The sequence below is a fragment of the Paenibacillus polymyxa genome, from assembly GCF_001719045.1.
Taxonomy (GTDB): domain Bacteria; phylum Bacillota; class Bacilli; order Paenibacillales; family Paenibacillaceae; genus Paenibacillus; species Paenibacillus polymyxa_B.
The window spans coordinates 5,469,265-5,488,769 of record NZ_CP015423.1; the positions used below are offsets into that span (position 1 = coordinate 5,469,265).

The 19,505-nt window shown below is 45.1% G+C and carries 14 protein-coding genes and 2 pseudogenes; 11 read left to right on the forward strand and 5 right to left on the reverse strand.

The window, feature by feature from the left end:
• Positions 1-27 precede the first annotated feature (27 nt).
• Complete coding sequence (locus tag AOU00_RS24530) at positions 28-2,028, forward strand: methyl-accepting chemotaxis protein (RefSeq protein ID WP_069291887.1); 2,001 nt, start codon at positions 28-30, stop codon at positions 2,026-2,028.
• 145 nt (positions 2,029-2,173) lie between these two features.
• Complete coding sequence (locus tag AOU00_RS24535; RefSeq protein ID WP_069291888.1) at positions 2,174-4,735, forward strand: hybrid sensor histidine kinase/response regulator; 2,562 nt, start codon at positions 2,174-2,176, stop codon at positions 4,733-4,735.
• A gap of 5 nt (positions 4,736-4,740) precedes the next feature.
• Here the strand turns inward: AOU00_RS24535 and AOU00_RS24540 are convergent, their stop codons facing one another.
• A complete protein-coding gene (locus AOU00_RS24540; protein ID WP_069291889.1) occupies positions 4,741-5,427 on the reverse strand; it encodes a response regulator transcription factor in 687 nt (228 codons plus the stop codon).
• 593 nt (positions 5,428-6,020) lie between these two features.
• Between AOU00_RS24540 and ectB the strand changes: the two genes are divergently transcribed.
• On the forward strand, positions 6,021-7,283 hold the full coding sequence (ectB, locus tag AOU00_RS24545; protein WP_069291890.1) for a diaminobutyrate--2-oxoglutarate transaminase: 1,263 nt from the start codon (positions 6,021-6,023) through the stop codon (positions 7,281-7,283).
• Between the two features lie 88 nt (positions 7,284-7,371).
• Here ectB and AOU00_RS24550 read toward each other — a convergent pair whose 3' ends face one another.
• From AOU00_RS24550 to AOU00_RS24560, 3 genes and pseudogenes are all read right to left on the reverse strand, one after another.
• The gene (locus AOU00_RS24550; protein WP_069291891.1) at positions 7,372-7,890 is read right to left on the reverse strand and encodes an NAD(P)H-dependent oxidoreductase; all 519 of its coding nucleotides are present in this window, start codon (positions 7,888-7,890) and stop codon (positions 7,372-7,374) included.
• A 167-nt stretch (positions 7,891-8,057) separates the two neighbouring features.
• Entirely contained in the window at positions 8,058-9,182 is a 1,125-nt protein-coding gene (locus tag AOU00_RS24555; RefSeq protein WP_069291892.1) for a GGDEF domain-containing protein, read from the reverse strand.
• A gap of 95 nt (positions 9,183-9,277) precedes the next feature.
• A pseudogene (locus AOU00_RS24560) lies at positions 9,278-9,565 on the reverse strand (glycosyl transferase); the annotation flags it as partial.
• A gap of 192 nt (positions 9,566-9,757) precedes the next feature.
• Here AOU00_RS24560 and AOU00_RS24565 point away from each other — a divergent pair.
• Entirely contained in the window at positions 9,758-10,492 is a 735-nt protein-coding gene (locus tag AOU00_RS24565; RefSeq protein ID WP_061831660.1) for a thioesterase II family protein, read from the forward strand.
• Positions 10,493-10,511: 19 nt separating this feature from the next.
• The gene (locus AOU00_RS24570) at positions 10,512-11,366 is read left to right on the forward strand and encodes a sugar phosphate isomerase/epimerase family protein (RefSeq protein ID WP_061831661.1); all 855 of its coding nucleotides are present in this window, start codon (positions 10,512-10,514) and stop codon (positions 11,364-11,366) included.
• Between the two features lie 93 nt (positions 11,367-11,459).
• On the opposite strand, the gene AOU00_RS24575 is transcribed toward AOU00_RS24570, so the two are convergent.
• Complete coding sequence (locus tag AOU00_RS24575; RefSeq protein WP_061831662.1) at positions 11,460-11,828, reverse strand: DUF423 domain-containing protein; 369 nt, start codon at positions 11,826-11,828, stop codon at positions 11,460-11,462.
• A gap of 318 nt (positions 11,829-12,146) precedes the next feature.
• Here AOU00_RS24575 and AOU00_RS24580 point away from each other — a divergent pair, with 318 nt between their 5' ends.
• The 6 genes and pseudogenes from AOU00_RS24580 to AOU00_RS24600 all read left to right on the forward strand — a co-directional run bounded on the left by AOU00_RS24580 (position 12,147) and on the right by AOU00_RS24600 (position 19,417).
• The gene (locus AOU00_RS24580; protein WP_172828350.1) at positions 12,147-15,095 is read left to right on the forward strand and encodes a glycoside hydrolase family 48 protein; all 2,949 of its coding nucleotides are present in this window, start codon (positions 12,147-12,149) and stop codon (positions 15,093-15,095) included.
• 134 nt (positions 15,096-15,229) lie between these two features.
• Positions 15,230-15,733 carry a ferritin gene (locus AOU00_RS24585; RefSeq protein WP_013310291.1) on the forward strand — a complete coding sequence of 168 codons (504 nt, stop codon included), beginning with the start codon at positions 15,230-15,232 and terminating at the stop codon, positions 15,731-15,733.
• Between the two features lie 288 nt (positions 15,734-16,021).
• Positions 16,022-16,570, forward strand: coding sequence for a GNAT family N-acetyltransferase (locus AOU00_RS24590; RefSeq protein ID WP_023988541.1), 549 nt, complete (start codon positions 16,022-16,024; stop codon positions 16,568-16,570).
• A gap of 56 nt (positions 16,571-16,626) precedes the next feature.
• Positions 16,627-16,821 carry an LLM class flavin-dependent oxidoreductase gene (locus tag AOU00_RS27275; RefSeq protein ID WP_237166232.1) on the forward strand — a complete coding sequence of 65 codons (195 nt, stop codon included), beginning with the start codon at positions 16,627-16,629 and terminating at the stop codon, positions 16,819-16,821.
• A pseudogene (locus AOU00_RS24595) lies at positions 16,772-17,173 on the forward strand (LLM class flavin-dependent oxidoreductase); the annotation flags it as partial. The gene AOU00_RS27275 and the pseudogene AOU00_RS24595, both read left to right, overlap by 50 nt.
• A 216-nt stretch (positions 17,174-17,389) precedes the next feature.
• The gene (locus tag AOU00_RS24600; protein WP_069291894.1) at positions 17,390-19,417 is read left to right on the forward strand and encodes a S9 family peptidase; all 2,028 of its coding nucleotides are present in this window, start codon (positions 17,390-17,392) and stop codon (positions 19,415-19,417) included.
• Positions 19,418-19,505: the final 88 nt, after the last annotated feature.

The window sequence follows — 19,505 nt, forward strand, 5'->3', positions numbered from 1 at the left end:
CAGGTAGTGAAATGGAGATGTTTATTAATGAAGAAGTTATCGGGGAAAAAGCGGCTAGTCGCAAGGGTGCTCAGCAAAAATTTTAAAACGAAGCTAATGGTCGCCTTTATTGCATTTCTGATTTTACCGTCCATGATCGTGGGGGCTTTGTCGTTTATAAGCGCGAGTCAGCAGATTCGAAAACAGATTGAAGAAAGTGCCGAGCAGGCTATCATCCGCACTAATTTTATTATTGATAGTACTATTGAACCCAAGGTACATGACGCAGAATATTTTGCAGAAAGACTAAAAGGCAATCGGGTAGAGACGGAGGAACAAGAGGCCAAACTGGAAGAGTTTTTCAAGCAATATGCTGCACTTCATCCTGAAGCAGAATCCATCTCTTATGGTACGAAGGACGGTAAATTTACAACCTATCCACAGAAGCAATTACCGGATAATTATGACCCACGAGTCAGACCTTGGTACGATAAAGCGATAAAGGAGCAAGCAAAGACAGCGATTAGTTCTCCCTATCTTTCGGCAAGCTCGAAGCAAATGACGGTTACGGTGTCCAAGGCAACGTCAGATGGATCGGGTGTTATTGGCATTGACCTGAAAATAAGTGGTATTAAAGAGACGTTGAACAATATTAAAGTAGGTCATGAGGGTTATGCTATATTGCTGGACAGCAACCATACTTACATTGTACATCCGACGAAGGAAGCAGGCACCAAAATTACAGATATTGAATCACGCATGTTTCAGAGCGATACTGGTGAATACGAGTATGAGTATGAAGGACAGCCCAAATATATGAACTATGCGACTAACAAGCTAACTGGCTGGAAGATAGGCGGAACGCTATATTTGTCTGAAGTCGATGAGGCAGCAGGACCGATTTTGATCAGCACTTTACTAACCATCGTCGGTTGTCTTGTGATTGGTATTTTCATCGTTTATTTCCTGATCCGTTCCATCATCAAACCGATTTTAAAGTTAAAAGAACAAGCGGTAAATGTGAGCGCCGGAGATCTGACACAGGACATTCAAGTAAAGAGCGAGGACGAGATCGGAGAATTAGGAGTGGCTTTTCAAAATATGCAGAATAACTTGCGATCTGTCATTCAGAACGTAGGGAACAGTGCAGAACATGTCGCAATTTCTTCGAATGAACTGACAATAAGCGCGGAACAAACCAGTGCTGCAAGTGAGCAGGTGTCCCAGGCTGTGCAAGAAATAGCCAGTGGTGCAGAGAAACAGACTACAGGGCTGGAAAATAATTCTGTGGCCCTCGCTGAAATTGCACAGGGGATCACCCAAATCGCTGAACGCTCGATTTCGGTAGCCGATTTGGCCAAACGATCTGCCTTGCAAGCCGAGGAAGGACGAAAGTCTGTTGAGCAGACAGGTGAGCAAATGAATTCCATTCATCAATCAGTAGAGCGTTCCAACCAGATGATTCAAACCTTGCAAGCCCGCTCTCATGAAATCGGTGAAATTACGAAGGTTATCGGCGATATCTCCAATCAGACAAACCTGCTGGCATTGAATGCAGCTATTGAGGCAGCCAGAGCGGGTGATCATGGAAAAGGCTTTGCCGTCGTTGCTGATGAGGTGCGCAAGCTGGCAGAGCAGTCTCAGACATCCGCCACACAGATTGCCACCTTGATTGCCGAAATTCAGCATGAAACCGAAACAACAGTGAAGACGATGGACAGGGTTACGACTGAGGTGCAGGATGGACTGCAGATTTCCAAAGCAACCATTGTCAAGTTGGGTCATGCGATGGAAGGCATTCGAGAGACAACACCTCAGGTAGAGGAGGTCGCTGCGATTGCACAGCAAATATCAGCCAGTGTACAAGAGATAGCAGCGACAGCCAACGAACTGGCGACGATTGCAACCGGTAATGCCGCCACATCGGAGGAAGTTGCCGCCTCCTCACAAGAGCAGCTGGCTTCCATGGAGGAAATATCAGCTTCTGCACAGTTGCTTTCAACCATGGCTACTGATTTGAAGGTGATGATCAGTCGTTTCAAATATTAAAACGAGCTTGAACCCTATGGAATCTATAGTACAATGAATGCTCGGGACAGTTCTTTAAGCCTTATGGCATAAGGAATCTGTCCTGAGTTTTTTTATATTTTCGATTTATTGTACAAAACATGGAAGATTATAAGGGGGTGAACACTTGGTTCGAGATTTAATGCTATGTGCTATCGTGATATTATTGTTAGTTTTGATTTTTCAGCGTCAGCTTGTTCGTCAGACGATCACAGGTGTATTTTATGGAGTGGCAGGAATTCTGCTCTTATGTATTGGTATAAGTGATAAAACACTGCTGACCTGCTTGCTGGAGCTAGGGATTGGTCTAATGTTCATGACTTTGTTTGTGCACACTTTAATGACCGCTAAGTATACATATGGACAACGTTTGTTAAACAAAGACCGTGATCTGCTGAATTTACTTCGGGTCCAACCGGGTTTTACCTTCAGGCTGGAGAAAAGTGGTGATGAATTTTATTATAAGCTGCTTGAAGGGGAATTGCTGGAGCGCCTAGGTCTGAATCTGCAAGTCAACTACAACAAAAGGGAGCATGTGAAGCGTCTCGGGGACATATTGGAGCTTTCCTCTGAAACGATGGAGCAGCTTAGTCAATACTACAAGCAAGCCTGGTTAGGTGATCGAACCGTATTTGAATTGGAGTTTTGGGAATATTCGGCTCTCATTACCTTACATCCGGTTAAGGAGGACTGGATTACTAGGTATGTTATCGGTCACGTGTTGGATATTACAGAGTATAAAGCCTCCGAGCAGAAGAGAATGGAGATGGACGAGGCTAACCATGCGAAAAGCATTTTTTTGGCTCATATGAGTCACGAAATCCGCACCCCGCTGAATGGAATCATCGGTCTGTCAAAGCTATTGAATAAGACTGAACTGACTGCCGTTCAAAGAGATTACCTCCACAAGCTTCTTGCCTCCTCGCGTACCCTTTCATCCATGCTCAGTAACGTATTGGATTTTTCCAAAATGGAAGCCGGCAGTCTGGAACTGGAAAAGGTAGAATTTGAGCCGGAAAAAATGCTTCGGCATCTCGCAGATACCGTTGGAACTTTGCTGGAAGGTAAGGAAATAGAGATCGTATTTATAACGGACCTGGCGTTACCGAAAAGGTTTAAGGGAGATCCGCTTCGAATGGAGCAGGTGCTTTCAAATCTTCTGACTAACGCTATCAAGTTTACGGATCAGGGACATGTATTGTTACAGGTGAAAATGCTCAGTCAGCAGGGCGGACGAGTAGGCGTTTCTTTTATGGTAGAAGATACGGGAATAGGAATTTCCGAGACGTGTATGGACAAGCTATTCGTCCCTTTTATCCAGGCGAGTACCTCAACCAGCCGCAGATATGGGGGCTCTGGGCTGGGTTTGGCCATCAGCAAGCATTTGGCTGAAGCTATGGGCGGGAAAGTAGAAGTGAAAAGCCGATTAGGAGAGTACAGTCAATTTTACTTTAATGTCGAGTTGGATACCGGGGAATTGAATGCGGGAAGCACACGAATAGAAAAACAAATCAAAGGCAAAGCCTTAATTGTTGCGCAGCATGAACTGGTGAGGTACAGTTTGAACGAATTACTGCAAGATTTGGGGCTAAAACCATTCACTATTTCATCCTTCCAAGAAAGTATGGACGCTTTTCAAAAGGGTGAGCATTTTGATTTTGTTATCATTGATATGGGGATGGAAGGTTTTAGAGAACTAGACTCCCGGAGGCAATGGCTTCAAATGCTGGATAGGCAGATAACTCAGATCATTGGACTTACAACCGTGTTTCAGATGGAAACCATAGCTGCTGGGGACATGGATCATAGGATCGATGCCTTTTTGTCCAAGCCTGTTACCCGGAACGCTCTGCTGGAGGTTCTCTGCTGGAAGAAGGAACAGTCAGTGCCTGTAGATGGTAATACTCTGGAGACTCATGTGACCATGAGTTCCCGCAATGAGATGGGGGATACAACACAGAAGTATCAAATTCTCATAGCAGAGGATAACGAAATTAACCAGGTGGTGATTACCGAGTTTTTAGCAGAGCGTAACTTTGAGGTAACGATGGTCACGAACGGAAGAGAACTAATAGCGTTACTGGAACTGCGTTACTGGGATATGGTGTTGCTTGATCTGCATATGCCAGAGATGGATGGTTTTGAGACGGCGAGACATATTCGGAGAAACAAAGCTTTTAACAGGCTTCCCATTATCGCTTTTACCGCTGATGCTGTGCAGCATGAACAGGAAGTTTGTCTTCGTGCCGGTATTAATGCCGTGCTTCTCAAGCCTATCCATGAACTGACCGCTGCTAGAGTGTTAACTAGTTGGATTAACTTAGCATGGCTGCAAGATTTACATGGTATTCACGCAGATCAGGCGATAGCCGCTATGGATGGCAAGGTGTACATTTTTCAATTTGCCCTTTATAAATGGATTCAAGAATACCAGCATCTTGATAAGAGAGTACTGAAAAAAATGGGCAATGGGCAGTTATCTTCTGCTCTTCGATTAATCCACTCGCTTAAGGGAGGAACGGGGAATCTATGCGCGCCAGAGCTGCTGGCAAAGGTGATAGACCTGGAAAAGGCATTGAAGCGCAGCAATGAAACCTCAACAGGTGAACTGTATCCGGACTGGAAAGAGCAACTCAGTACGGTTCAGAAGGAGATTAATCAGATTAAGTCATCACTTCCCTGGAGCTGACCGTATTATTGCATAAATTTGTAGCCGATTCCCCAGATGGTCTTGATCAATTGCGGTTTCTTAGGGTCTTTTTCAATTTTTCTGCGTAAATGGTTAATATGTACGTCCACAGCCCTCTCATTAATAAAGGAGTCTGTGCCACGGAGAGCTTGAATCAAAGCATACCTGCTGAATACAATTCCCCGGTTCAAATAAAAAAGCTTCATGAGCTCAAATTCTGAATATGTTGTCTCCACATTCTGTCCGTTAACGGTAATCATTCTTTTCGCTAGATCCAAAGTAATGCCCGTTTCAGGTTCAGGTGCTCTGCCTCTTCCTTGCAAGCGTGTGATTTCAATACGACGGAAAAGAGCCTCTATCCGTGCTTTTAGCTCTTGCATACTAAAAGGCTTGCAAATGTAATCATCTGCTCCCAACGTAAGTGTACGAATGCGCTCTGATATGTTGTTTTCTGTAGAAATCACGATGATGGGCACGTCCGTATGCTTGCGTATCAGTGGGCAGGGATTCATTCCATCCAAATCTGGAAGCAACAGATCCAGCAAAATAATATCGGGCTGTACGATCTCAAGCCTAGCTATACCCTCAGACGCTTGTTCCACTCGAGTAACGTTGTAGTCTTCTCCTGTTAAATACAAGGAAAGGGTATCTCCCAGCATATTGTCATCTTCAATAATTAAAACATTAGCCATGATCATATTTCCTTATCTTTCTATCAAATTCGAGCCAAATAGTTAGGATAGCTGCAATGTTTACAACAAGTTTTTGGCAGGTCCTGTTGATAGAGTAAACTCCTTTGGACAGTCTGTCAAAAGATCAGGCTTGTTGTGGCAATCCTGTGGACAAATAGTCCAGATGTATATCTATTTGATATGGGAATGTACTATTTTTGAGATTTATTTCTATAATACGACATTTTTCGCTTTCTTATAACAATATACTACAAGTCGTTGATGATAAATTACAAAAAATTAACAAAACACCTCAGAAACATGCATTGACTTAAATGAAAATTATGGTATTTTATTACATAGGAGTTGACATCCTCTGATAGGCCTCTTAGAGAAAAACCCACTATTTAATCTTCTACTAACTTACTCTCAATGTGCTATCTCTGTATTTAATTTTCGTACTTTAATTGTTCTTGCGATCATACTCATGATTCTTTGGTGTGGATATCCCATTGTGAATTCAGACTGTCTACTCTTTTAGATTACATATTTACATTTTTTTGCTTTCCATGCTTGTATTTTTTAAAATCAGGTCAGCGGGAGGACGAGAGATCATGAACACATTCGAAGTGCTGGAGTCCAATGTAAGATCCTATTGCAGAAGTTTTCCAGTTGTTTTCAACAAAGCTAAAAACGATGTACTGTACACGGAGGCAGGCAAGGGTTACATTGACTTTTTTGCCGGTGCAGGGGCTTTGAACTATGGGCACAATAATGATTTTATGAAAAACCGGATATTGGATTATTTAACTTCCGATCGGATTATGCATGGTCTGGATATGTACACGACGGCCAAGCAAGAGTTTATGGAGTCTTTTTCAGAGCGTATTCTCCAGCCCAAGGGCTTGAATTATAAGCTGCAATTTTGCGGACCGACCGGAACCAATGCAGTGGAAGCAGCACTGAAACTTGCACGCAAGGTGAAAAACAGAAATGGTATTTTTGCTTTTATGGGTGCGTTCCACGGGATGTCGCTGGGCAGTTTATCTATTACCAGCAACAACTCCATGCGAGAGAGCGCAGGGGTTCCCCTGAACAATGTTACCTTCATACCTTATAACAGCACATTTAACGGAATGGATACCATTTTGTATATGGAGCAGCTTTTAACAGACACCCATTCGGGTGTGGAAAAGCCTGCCGCGATCATTTTGGAAACGGTACAGGCTGAAGGCGGTATTCATATTGCAGAGACCGAATGGCTGCGTGATTTGCGACAGCTGTGCGATGATCATGATATTTTACTCATTGTTGACGATATTCAAGTCGGTTGCGGCCGGGTTGGTTCGTTCTTCTCATTCGAGCGGGCGGGAATCGTTCCTGATATGGTTGTTTTGTCCAAATCGATCAGTGGATACGGATTGCCAATGTCTCTGTTGCTACTCAAGCCAGAATTGGATATATGGAGTCCGGGTGAGCATAACGGCACCTTCCGTGGAAATCAGCTTGCTTTCGTCGGGGCAAAGGCTGCGCTGGAGTTCAGAGATACGGTAGAGCTGGAAGCACAAGTGAAGGAAAAAGAGGCTTTTGTTCAGCAGTTCTTACGTGAACATATCCAATCGATAGATCCTCTTATTGAAATTCGTGGCATGGGATTGATCTGGGGGATTGATGTGTCTCATCTGGGAGAAGTGTTCGCCAAGGAGGTAGCGTCTCTCTGCTTTAGTAGGGGACTCATTATTGAACGTGCTGGGCGTAACGATACGGTAATTAAAATTATGCCAGCGTTAACGATAAGCTTGGAAAACTTGCGTAAGGGCTGCGAAATTATTAAAGAAAGTATGGCACAAGTAACCAGTACCTTGGTTACGATGTAAATCGATCAGTAAAGCCCCTTGGCTGGAGCTGCCGTCTGCTGTAAAGCAGGTATGGCGGGCGCCGTCCAAGGGGCTTTCTAGTAAAAAATTAAGAAATAACCGTTTGCGCGTATTTTTGTGCGGATTGCTCTAGTTGCTCATCGGTCAATACTGCAGCACCATATTGTACGAAATAAGGGAGCAATTTGACACCAATCATATGGGCTGTAGCTTCCAGAGGTCTCAACAACTCTTCGATCGTATACCTGTTCCGTCCGTCATGTTGATAATTTTCCTCAACGCTGGCAGCAGACAAGGCGATCAACAACTCTTTGCCCTGTAGCTTGCCACCTTCGCTTCCATAAGCCCAGCCGTAGGTTAGAACCTTATCCAGCCATTTTTTCAGCAGGGAAGGAGTGCTGTACCAGTAAAAAGGGAATTGCAGAACGATACGGTCATGCTGCTCTAGCAGTTCCTGCTCCTGGGCGACATTGATTTGCTCATCTGGATATACTTCATACAGGTTGTGAACGGTCACGTCGGATTGTTTCTTGAGTTCTTGCACCCATCTTTTGTTAATGCGAGATTGCGCAAGATCAGGGTGAACGACAATAACGAGGGTTGACATTTAAAACCATCTCCTTCGAACTTATTTATTGTAAGTAAATAACCAATACATATGTAACAATTTTAGTTTCAACTTATGGAATTGTCAACTCTATTACATTTTAAGGTCTATATTCAAAAGACTCCGGCAAGCTCATGCCGAAGTCCATCAAATGAAGTGTTTTTACATTAAGCGATATGATTAAGAGCAACAATTTTGTTTTTCCCAGAGCGCTTAGCTTGATACAGATAGTCATCTGCTTGCTGAAAAAATACATCTTTATCTTTGTTCATTTCCTCTGTATAGCTTTTCAGTCCAATGCTTACGGTTACAGAAACGATTTGCAATTTCTCCTGAAAGGTCATTTTCTCCACTTCACGCCGGATGTTTTCGACGATCTGATAAGCTTCTTCGAAAGTATGCTCGAACATCAAAATAGCAAATTCCTCACCGCCATAGCGAGCTGCAATGTCATTTGCGGTAATCTGTTCTGTAATGATTTGCGAGATGCCTTCCAAAATTTTATCTCCGAACTGGTGTCCGTAAGTGTCATTGATCTTCTTGAAATTATCAATATCCACTAACGCCAGATGGATGATCGCGCCTTGTTCGGCATATTCGAGTGCTTTTTCATAAAAGTTTTGAAAGGACAAATGATTGTACAGCTTTGTCAAACCATCAGTCATTGACATTTTGCTGATAATCGCGTTACTGATCATTAATTCCTGTTGGGCACGCTTTGTTTTATACAAATCCACTAACAAATCGCGGCCGCTGGCCTGAATAATGAGAGCAAGAAAGGTGGACATAATTAAAAAGGTTGGAATCGCCACGATATCAAAGTCTGACAAATAGCTGCGGAATGATTCATCTGCTGCCAGCAACAGAAAAAAGACGACCACTTGCAATACAAAGGAAAGCCATATTAAGCGACGATTGAAGAACAGAATAGAAGAGAAAATAGGCAACAAACATAGCGCAGGAATAATCCGGATATCATAATTTAGGCGAATAATCATCCAGCAAATGACGGTGCTTGCCATAAACAGGATCGCAAAAGAATACCTGTTAAATTTAAAATGAGCCAACTCTGCCAGTAAGTTGGAACCACTCATGATTAGCGTGGGAATAATAAGGGTTCCGACGTAAAATTCATAAGGCGAAGCGTGGTAATCAAGAAATAAGTAGCTGCCCAGCTGGACGATAAAATGTACAGCTATAATCATCCAATATAGTAATAACATTTTGCGCACCCAGCGGGCTTGTTTTGTTTTGTAATCCATGGTTTGAGTAAGCCGTTTTGTCTTGTTCATGATGTCACCACACTTAATGTATCTTTAGCCATTCTCGTATTATAAGATACTATGTGATGAAGTTGAAGCTAATTTTTTTGAAGGCCATGAACTTGTTAGCCTAGCAACACTTTTACTTGGTGGATAGCCCCGTCCCCTGCAACCGACAGGGTATTATTCGTAAGGACGGTGCCATCTAAGGTAACTGTAACTACACCCTTGGAGACATGCTGTGGATTCGTGATATGAATCACGTAGGTATCACCGCGGAAGACACGGGTGACTGTGAATTCGTCCCAGGCTGTAGGAATGCACGGATCAATACGCAGACCATCCCATTCAGGCTGAATACCGAGAATGGATTGAGTAATAGCTATAAAGTTCCATGCCGCTGTACCCGTCAAAAGACCCAACACATGATTATATTCGAAGATAAAGCCGTTCTTTCTTTAGAAAGACATTTCCTGCCTTATACAAAATGTGCTTGATTTTCTCAAGCATTCTTCTGGAATTTGCAAAATATTTGAAATGGGTAAATATACCTTTTTATGCTAAAATGAAAAAGTTAGAACTTAGCAAGGCAGGAGGTTGCAAGAATGGCACCTATCACATTATTTTTTATCCCGTATGCAGGCGGATCGGCGTCGGTCAGCTTCAAATGGAAAAAGTTGCTACTTCCGCAGATCAAGCTTGTTCCACTGGAATTAGCGGGCAGAGGTATTCGTTCTGGGGAACCGCTAAAGGAAAGCATTGAAGAGATGAGCGAGGATCTGTTGCACAAGATCAGCGAAGAGATAGCCCCGGGCGATCCTTATGCCATATACGGACACAGTATGGGGACGATGATCTCATTCGAGCTGTACTACAAGCTGGTGGCGAGTGGATATGGAAAGCCTGCTCATCTGTTCGTTTCAGGTGGACGGGCACCGCATGTCCCAAGAAATTCCCCGTGGTTACACGATCTGCCCGCAGATCAGTTCAGGACGCATTTGCAGCGGTACGGTCAGCTTTCGGAAGCGATTTTTGACAATCGGGAATTATACGACTATTTTATGCCAGTGTTAAGAGCGGATTTCAAAGCTGTCGAGTTGTATAAGTACATGGCTAAAGCCGCACCTTTACATTGTTCTATCACCGCTTTGACGGGAATGACCGATAACACGGTGACCTTACAAGATGCGGAGGCATGGGCACACCATACGGATCAGCAATTTCGTATGTTTACCTTTGAGGGAGGACACTTTTTTATTCATGATGAAGTGGAACGGATTACGCACATCATCAATGAGACCTTGGAGCAGAGTACGGTAACAAGTAGCATACAACAATAAAAATAAGAGGTGATTTTTAGTGACAGTAGGTGTATTGGCACACTTGTTTGGCAAGTTGCCTTATCGCGAATTGGCTGCAAAGGTAGGCGCAGCGGGCTTTACTCATGTTCAGCTGGCTCCGTGGAGAGCGATCAGTGATGTAGATTTTAATAAACCGGGTAAGTTCAATCCGGGATTGGCACTGTCTATCGCAGAAGAATTTCGTAAGCATGGTGTATCCATATCAGTGCTCGGGTGCTATTTACATTTTTTTATACAGGATGAGGAATTGCTGCGTGAAAATGTAGAGCGCTTCAAAGAGCTGATCCGATATGCGGGTCTGTTAGGAGCACCAATGGTTGCAGCTGAAGTCGGACGTAATGAGGACGGTACCGCCTATACGGAACGTGACTGGAGAGTTGTAAGGGAAGTAGTGCGTGAATTAGCAGATGAAGCGGAGAAGTGGGGCGTATTCGTAGGATTGGAAGCTGCAAACGATCACTTGGTCGGAACCGCCGTAGAGTTGGCTACCTTTCTGGAGGAAGTACCTTCTTCACACATCGGTGTTGTGATTGATCCGGGTAATCTGCTGAAAACGGAAAATCTGGCGCAACAGGATGAGATCATCCGCGAAGCTTTCCAACTGCTGGGCCCCCGGATTATCGCAGCGCATGCCAAAGACCGGCGGTTGTCATCGTCAGGTGAAATTGAGACGGTGCCGCCGGGTTTTGGAGACATGAACTATGGCCTCTACATGGAACTACTGGAGCAGTACAAGCCGGGGGTTCATATTATTATGGAAGCTGCTCAGGAGCATGAGATGGCTGAATCCAGACGTTATATCGAAGGTCATCGGATAGCCGCTCAGAAAGCGCAACAAGTGCAGACGAGATAGTGCATTCTTTCATATATAATCAGGAATGCTGCGTTAATAATTGAGAGACTTGGAAGCGCCTCCTTTTCCAAGTCTCCGTTCCTTTATCCTTCTTTAACCTTGCACAACCGCCACGATTACAATGACCCAGCTTGCCAAAAAGGCCAACCCGCCAAGGGGAGTGATTGCCCCAAGCTTTCTCACACCGGATATACTAAGGGCATACAGACTGCCGGAAAACAGGAGAATACCCACCAGCATAACCCAACCTGCGGTAACGATGAGAGAAGAATGGACAAGGCTGTCAGCAAGAACTCCAAGCAGTAGCAAACCCAGTCCATGAGCGATTTGATATTGAATTCCTGTCTGGAATATGCTGAGCATGTCTGCGGAAAGTCTTTTTTTCAATGCATGCGCGCCGAACGCTCCCAGAGCTACGGCTAAAAACATCACGATACAACCAAGCAATAGCAAAATTTTCATGTTTTAACGCCTCCCTGTGAAATAGTACCGATTCCAATCGATTTCGTCAATTTTCCTTGTGAATCTCTAAAAACTTATAGAATTTTTCGACTCTCATTTGGCGCCTAGTATGATATATTTTTTCCAGGGCCAATGCGAAGCATTTGGAGCAATAGACAGCGTGTCCTCCACCTTTTTTACGGGAAAGTGAGGTGATGATGCTGTCTTTTTGTGCTGTCGTTTTTCGGAATAAAATCTTGTGTAAAGCCAAAATTGATAATGGAGAGGATGAATGCAAAAGTGATCAGCAGAAAATCCGTGTTCAGGAAATCTGTCTCTATGGTCATGTCAGCCATTTTGGTACTTTCGTTAACCTTGGGCTTATTTCAGGCAGGACCCGACCGTGCATCAGCCGCAACACCGGAATCGACACGTTTTCTACAACTATATAAACAGCTGAAGGATCCGGCTAGCGGATACTTTTCAAAAGAAGGCATCCCTTATCATTCCGTTGAAACGCTCATGAGCGAGGCTCCGGATTACGGACACTTAACGACTTCGGAAGCGTACAGCTACTGGATGTGGCTGGAAGTGCTGTATGGTCATTATACCGGGGATTGGGGACATTTGGAATCCGCATGGGACAACATGGAGAAATATATCATTCCTGTTAATGAAGGCGACGGTAAGGAAGAACAACCGACAATGAGTAACTATAATCCGACCAGCCCCGCCACTTATGCCGCAGAATATTCGCAGCCGGATCAGTACCCAAGCCGCCTGAGTGGTCAGTATGGTGCTGGCAAGGATCCACTGGACTCTGAGCTGAAGGCAACCTATGGCAACAACCAGACTTATCTGATGCACTGGTTGTTGGATGTGGATAATTGGTACGGCTTCGGCAATCTTCTGAATCCGTCGCATACAGCTGCCTATGTAAACACCTTCCAGCGTGGGGAACAGGAATCAGTCTGGGAGGCTGTACCGCATCCATCACAAGATAATCATAAGTTTGGCAAGCCTAATGAAGGCTTTATGAGCTTGTTCACTAAGGAAAATAATGCCCCGGCACAGCAATGGCGCTACACAAATGCCACCGATGCGGATGCACGGGCAGTTCAAGCGATGTACTGGGCTAAGGAATTGGGATATGACAACTCCGTATATTTGGATAAAGCCAAAAAGATGGGAGACTTTTTGCGGTACGGCATGTACGATAAATACTTCCAGAAAACCGGAAGCGCTTCCAATGGAAGTCCTATTGCTGGTACGGGCAAGGATGCCAGTCTTTATCTGATGGCATGGTATACAGCCTGGGGCGGCGGACTTGGCCAAAGCGGCAACTGGGCTTGGCGTATTGGTGCCAGCCATGCACATCAGGGCTACCAAAATGTCGTCGCAGCGTATGCGTTGTCCGATCAAGATGGTGGATTAATACCGAATTCACCAACGGCGGGACAGGACTGGGCGACCTCGCTGAAGCGCCAACTGGAGTTTTATACTTGGCTGCAATCCGATGAGGGGGCCATTGCAGGCGGAGCGACGAATAGCTGGGATGGTGCCTACAAGGCTTATCCATCTGGCACAAGTACCTTTTATGGCATGGCTTATACAGGGGCTCCTGTATATAACGATCCACCGTCGAACAACTGGTTCGGGATGCAGGCTTGGTCTGTCGAGCGGGTTGCCGAGCTGTACTACATTTTAGCCAAGAAAGGGGATACTTCGTCCGAGCAGTTTAAAATGGCTAAACAAGTGACGGAAAACTGGATAGCGTGGTCCAAGAGCTATGTATTTGCCAACGAACGGCCTGTGACTAATGCACAGGGATACTATTTGGACGCTCAAGGTAAGCGTATTCTGGGTGGCAAGAATCCGAAAGTGGCTACTACAGCAGCTAAAGGGGAATTCTGGCTGCCGAGCAATCTGGAATGGAGCGGAAAGCCTGAAACCTGGAGCGGATTTGCCAATCATAAAGGGAATACCAATCTCCATGTGGTAACAAAGAATCCAGGGCAGGATGCCGGAGTGCTGGGCAGCTATGTTAAAGCACTTACTTTTTTTGCTGCTGGAACGAAAGCTGAAAAAGGAGACTATTCCGAGTTAGGCAAGGAAGCTAAGGATCTGTCTAAAGCTTTGCTTGATGCTGCATGGGGTTATAACGATGGTATAGGCATTACAACGAAGGAAGCGCGCGAGGATTATTATCGCTATTTCACTAAAGAAGTGTATATTCCGAACGGCTGGAGTGGTAAGACTGGACAAGGCAACACGATCCCTGGTACAGACGCTACACCGTCTGATCCGTCCAAAGGCGGTAATGGTACGTATTCCAGCTATAGTGACATCCGGCCTAATATCACTAAAGATCCGCAATGGTCTTATCTCAAAGATAAATACACGACTTCTTGGAACAATCAGACCAAAAAATGGGATAAAGGCGCTCCAGAATTTACGTATCATCGTTTCTGGTCCCAAGTGGATATGGCAACGGCTTATGCCGAGTATGACCGTCTCATTAACGGTAGTGGACCAACCGAGCCGACAGCTCCCAAAGCTCCGGCAAATGTGAAGGCAAATGCAGGGGATGCTCAGGTTACACTGACCTGGAGCAAAGCGACGGGTGCCGATAGATATACGGTCAAGCGCTCGACAACCAGTGGTGGCCCTTATACCACAGTAGCAACGGTAACAGACAGCACTTACAAGGATACAGGAGTGGTGAATGAAACCACTTATTATTATGTGGCAAATGCAACAAATTCTTTAGGAACCAGCCCAGATTCTGCCGAGGTCAGTGCCAAGCCTACGGCAGCACCCATTCCAGCGACGGGAGATGTGATTGCACAATACCGCGTGGGTGACACCAACCCGGGAGATAACCAGATTCGGCCACTGTTCCGTGTAGTAAACAAGGGTAAAGAGGCAGTTGATCTGAAAAATGTCAAGCTGCGATACTACTACACTGTAGATGGCGACAAGTCACAGGAATTCCATTGTGACTATGCACAGTTGGGCAGTAGTAACGTTCAGGGACGTTTTGTGAAACTGGATAAGGCCGTTACAGGCGCAGATTATTATCTGGAAATCTCCTTTGGAGCTGGTGCGGGAAGTCTGGCAGCAGGGGAAAACACAGGGGATATTCAGATTCGCATGAACAAGGTGGATTGGAGCAACTATAACGAAAGTGATGATTTTTCCTATGATCCAACCAAGACATCTTATACGGATTGGGACAAAGCACCTTTGTATATAAACAACAAACGTGTCTGGGGTCTGGAGCCTTGATTGTGAACTGATTGTGGAAATTGCGGACGGAACGTGAGAGCACTGAATTCACTTCCGTCCATTTTTTTGTGATCGGATTCGTGGTACACTATGATCGTTACATTATTACATACATGACCGAGGTGACCTGAGACATGAATGACAATTTGGCACAGGCTCTGAATGAGCAAATGAACTTTGAATTTTACTCCGCTCACGTATATCTGGCGATGGCTGCTTATTGCTCCAGTGAAAGTCTGGATGGGTTTGCAAACTTCTTCCTGGTACAAGCTGAGGAGGAACGGTTTCATGCCATGAAACTGTATAAATACATTAATGACCGTAGAGGACGCGCCACATTGGCTGCATTGCCGGAGCCGAAAAATAGCTACGATTCCATGCTGGACGTATTTGAGCATGGCTACAAGCATGAGCAGCAAAACACGCAAAAATTTTATCATCTGGCTGACTTGGCCCTCGATGGACGCGAGCATGCAACGATCCATTTCCTGAAATGGTTTATTGATGAGCAAGTCGAAGAGGAAGCTCTGTTCGACAGTGTTATCCAGAAGCTTAAGCGCATTGAAAGAGACAGCAACGCCTTTTATATGCTGGACAGCGAGTTTGCCAAACGCAGCTTTACTGCCCCTGCGGAGTAGTACAGCATACATGGTTTGTTTTGAATGCCGGAGCTAAGACCAGCATTTTATTCGTCTAGAAAGTAGAGGAGCCCGATTTTCGGGCTTTTTTGCGTTGACTTTAATGAACGAATTCCCATCTTTCGAGGGGCTATTGTTATTTTAAATGGAGTTATAGAAAAAATTAATTTGTCGCTGAATGGTGAGCATGCTACAGTTATGTTAACTTTTATATCTTATTAAATAGATGGGAATAGTTATATAGTGGTTCACTCGTTTTATAAAAACATTAGAAGGAGGCGGGTTAGTATGAGTGAAATCTATCGTCTGGCACTCCAGGAGGACGCAGAAAGATTGCAGTATGTGACGTATGAGGCGTATGAAACAATTCGGCAGTTGGAGCTTCGATGGCCTGCCGCTCAGGCAGACGTTGCTCTCATTCAAGAAAACATTAAAAATAATGATTGCTATGTGCTGGAAGTAGACGGTGTTATTCAGGCTACCGTTAGCCATCTCAAAAATAGAGCCCTTAATTTTATAACCGATCTACCGTTTGTGATGTGGTTTGCTGTAGACCCGGCTGCCCAGGGCAAAGGATATGGGAAAAAACTGCTGAATTGGGTAGAGCAAACGATTATTCGTGACAAGGTCGGTGCTCCTGCTGTGACACTGGCGACTGCGGAAAAGCATCCCTATTTGCTATCCATGTACGAGCGTTGGGGATATGAACGTATCCATGCTTTTGACCATGGAACAGGGGACGGGACGATGCATTTACTGCGTAAAGTGGTGAATCCTGAATTATTCTCCACCTACATTCGTGAAAAAAATGAAGCCGAGACAGCCAATCGAAATTAGACGCGATCATAGGGAACGAAGAAGCCGATTCGTTCGCAGAAGGGGGGCAGGAGCTTATGAAGTTTGTATTATTCAGCCTAATGGCTAATCTGCCTAATGCGATTACCGGAGAAGCCTGGAGTTCGCAGCAAAAATTCCAAAATGTAATCAAGCAGGCTGTGCTCGCAGAGGAGCTTGGTTTTGATGCGTATGGTGTGGGGGCTGGCGGATACAGACGAGGAAGCGATCAGACGCTATCGCCCGTATTATGATGCTTACCACTCGACGGCGGCGGCTCAGCATAATCAATCCCCGTTTACAAGTTTGGAGGACAATATCCCCAACGGTCCAGTTCTGATTGGTTCTGCGGACAGCGTTCTTGAAAAAATACGAAACTATTATACTGCGTTCGGCCATCAGGTACTTAGCATAAGCGTGGATGGGCTGGAAGAGCAGGAGCAACTTGAACAGTTGCATCGGTTTGCCGAGGATATCATCCCTGTGCTGCGGCGAGAGATCCCCAGCACTATTTGGCAGCAGGTGCCGAACCTACACAAAGAAAATGGATCACTGGCTGCTATTCCTAAAGGTGCTCCCTCCATTTCTCCTATTTTTCAGTTGTGATTGATGAATAACGTTACCCTCTCTCATGAAAGCAACCGAAGTAGCGGTGTTTTCGGGTCGATAGCGACTGAGAGAGGGGCTTTTTAGTTTTAGACAAATTGACAGAGATACATAAAAAGAGTAACGTAATTGTATATTTATTTAAATCTCATAAAATTAATCGGATTAATTAAAATTTAAAGATGTGGAATCTAATGATATAAAGGAGGAATTTTTTTGAGCGACCCACAATCTAGTACGACCAAGCGCTGTATAACAGCCGAGGATTTATATCGACTTCACTGGGTTAGCGATCCAGCTATTCATCCTCTCAGTAGTGAAATCGCTTACGTAGAGCAGCATATTAATAAAGAGCGGACAGATTATAACTCAGGAATTTGGCTATTATCGCCTGAAGGCGCTAACGCAGTACCCTTTACATATGGACCCAAAGATGAAACGCCTGTCTGGTCACCAGATGGAACACAACTAGCTTTTCTCCGTACAACAGACGGCAAGCGCCAGGTATGGATTATTCCGAAACGCGGGGGGGAGGCACGACAGCTTACACACGTAGAGAACAACGTTCGTTCATTAGCCTGGTCTCCTGATGGGACCTGCATATCGTTTGTAGCTAAAACGGCCGAGAACCCGTCAAGCCCTACATCCGATGGAGGAACTCAGGAGGCACAACTTAAGGGACGAGTCGTTAATCGAACGAAGGCTAAATCCGACGGATATGGACTGTGGGATGATACTCGTGATCACTTGTATGTAACTGATGTGACTTCGGGGTACACAGTTCAACTGACTTCCGGCGCTTATGATGTGGCGGAGCCTGTGTGGTCACCGGATGGTCAACGTATTTTATTCGTCGCCAGAATAGCAGAGCATTCGAACGAGGATACGGATTTACGTAAGCAAAATGATTTGTTTACGATAGCTCCTGCGACTTCAAATGGTGATGCAGCAGCACCGCTTAAGCTGACCCATTCTGAACTGCACATCGAGAGTGCTGCTTATTCTCCCGACGGTTCAACGATTGCCTTTTACGGTCATGATCGACATGCCAAAGACGCTACACAGACCCGACTGTACACGGTTCCTTCCAGTGGGGGGACGGCAGTATGCGTTAGTGAGACGCTTGACGCTCACCTCGGTAACGCGGGTATGAGCGACATGCGTTCACATCTTCATGTAGGACCACCACGCTTTAGTGCGGACGGTCAATCCCTGTATACGCTGGTAACCCTTGAAGGCAATGTACACGTATATCAGTTTGCGCTTGATGGAACTTTTAAAATTTTAACCCAGGGAGAACGGGAAATTTACCAATTCGAGCTTACTTCGGATGAGCAGCATATCATTGCCGCTTCCACCGATGTAGCTTTACCAGGTGATTTGTTCCGGATTGCGATTCATTCAGGAACTGAGGAACAGCTGACACGAGTGAATGATTCTCTGCTTGATGAGATTGAGATCAGTGTGCCTGAGAGCTTCTGGACTGAGGTTGAGGATGGACGACGGGTGCAGGGATGGGTGATGAAGCCTGCTGAGTTTAAGGAGAGGGTATCCTATCCTGCTATTTTGGAGATTCACGGTGGTCCTCATGCCATGTATTCCAATTCTTTTTTTCATGAATTTCAGTTGCTGGCCGCTCAGGGATATACAGTCATCTACACGAATCCGGGAGGAAGCCGAGGGTACGGACAGTCTTTTACCAATGTCGTCCTTGGAGATTACGGCGGACGCGATTACACCGATCTGCTGAGCGCAGTTGACGAGGCTATACGTCAATTTCCATTCATTCATCCAGAAAGGTTGGGTGTAACAGGAGGAAGCTATGGTGGCTTTATGACAAACTGGATTGTCGGCCATACCGATCGTTTCCGTGCAGCTGTGACCCAGCGATCCATATCTAACTGGCTGTCCATGTATGGAGTGAGTGATATAGGATACTCGTTTACTGAAGATGAAGTCGGCGGGAATCCGTGGGACGATTGCGAGCTCTTGTGGAGGCAATCTCCGCTGGCTTATGTGCAGCAAATCAACACACCGCTGCTCATATTGCACGGGGAGCAGGATCTGCGATGCCCTATAGAGCAGGGAGAACAGCTGTTTACAGCATTGCGTCGCTTGGGGAAACCTACGCAATTTGTCCGTTTTCCAGCTTCAAGTCACGAGCTTTCACGAAAAGGGCACCCGCAGCTTCGCGTGGAACGACTGCAACGTATTACCAATTGGTTTGTCCAACACGAATTATAAGTAAAACGATTTCTTGTAATAATGTAAAAATGTCAGGTCCTAATCATAGGACTTGGCATTTTTAGTATGCCTTGCTACAATTCTCTCA